The organism is Streptomyces sp. W16 (assembly GCF_033194735.1).
Lineage (GTDB): Bacteria > Actinomycetota > Actinomycetes > Streptomycetales > Streptomycetaceae > Streptomyces.
The window spans coordinates 1-852 of the sequence record NZ_JAWOAI010001187.1 but is presented as its reverse complement, the minus strand read 5'-3'; the positions used below and the strand labels follow the sequence as shown (position 1 = coordinate 852).

Sequence of the window (852 nt, the reverse complement as noted above, 5' to 3'; positions counted from 1 at the left end):
GCAGTCCCGCAGGGCCCACCCTCCCCGCCGGCCGAACCGCTTGCCGAGCGCGGCGGCCTCTATCGCGGCGGTGCCTGTCATGAAGGTTCTCCTTGGAAGTGCTTGTCGAGTACGGCGGTGAAGAGCGCGGCGACGTCGTCCCGCCCTAATCCGGAGGCCCGGGCGCGCTCCGCCCAGTCGTCGAGTTCGGTGCGCAGGGGCGAGTCGGCGGGGGTGGTGCTCAGCGCCTTGCGGACGAAGGTGCCCAGGCCGCGGCGGGCCTCGACCAGTCCCTCGCGCTCCAGCTCGCGGTAGGCCTTGAGGACGGTGTTCGGGTTGATGGCGGTGGCCTCCACGACCTCGCGGGCCGTGGGCAGCTTGTCGCCGGGCTCCAGCATTCCCAGGCGGAGGGCCTGCTTGGTCTGCTGGACGATCTGGACATAGGTGGCCACGCCGCTGTGCCGGTCGATGCGGTACTCGACCACTGGGGTTCCACCACCCTTTCACTAATTGAGTAGTGAAAGGGTGGTGCAAGGGGGCTGAGAAAGTCAAGAGAGATCCATGTGCCGGTCCGTGAACCGATCGGCGGGGCTCGTGCGATGAGGAGATGTGAGCGATACGGGAAGCGACGGGGAGCTGCTGCGGGCCATCGCGGCGGACGGCGACCGGCGCGCGTTCGAGGAGCTGTACCGGCGGTACGCGCCATGGCTGACCGCGCGGCTGCGCGGCCGGTGCGCCGACGCCGGGATGGTCGACGACGTCGTACAGGAGACGTTTCTCGCGGTGTGGCGGGGCAGTGCCCGCTACCGGGAGGACGGTGTCTCGGCGGACGCTGCCGGGTGGCTGTGGCGGATCGGGTCGCGGCGGCTGATC

General features: G+C 70.1%; 2 protein-coding genes. One reads left to right on the top strand and one right to left on the bottom strand.

The window, feature by feature from the left end; genetic code table 11:
- Positions 1–77: 77 nt before the first annotated feature.
- Positions 78–464, bottom strand: coding sequence for a GntR family transcriptional regulator (locus R6V09_RS54105; protein ID WP_317888686.1), 387 nt, complete (start codon positions 462–464; stop codon positions 78–80).
- A 124-nt stretch (positions 465–588) separates the two neighbouring features.
- Here R6V09_RS54105 and R6V09_RS54100 point away from each other — a divergent pair.
- The coding region (locus tag R6V09_RS54100; protein WP_317888685.1) for an RNA polymerase sigma factor at positions 589–852 on the top strand (264 nt) is incomplete at its 3' end.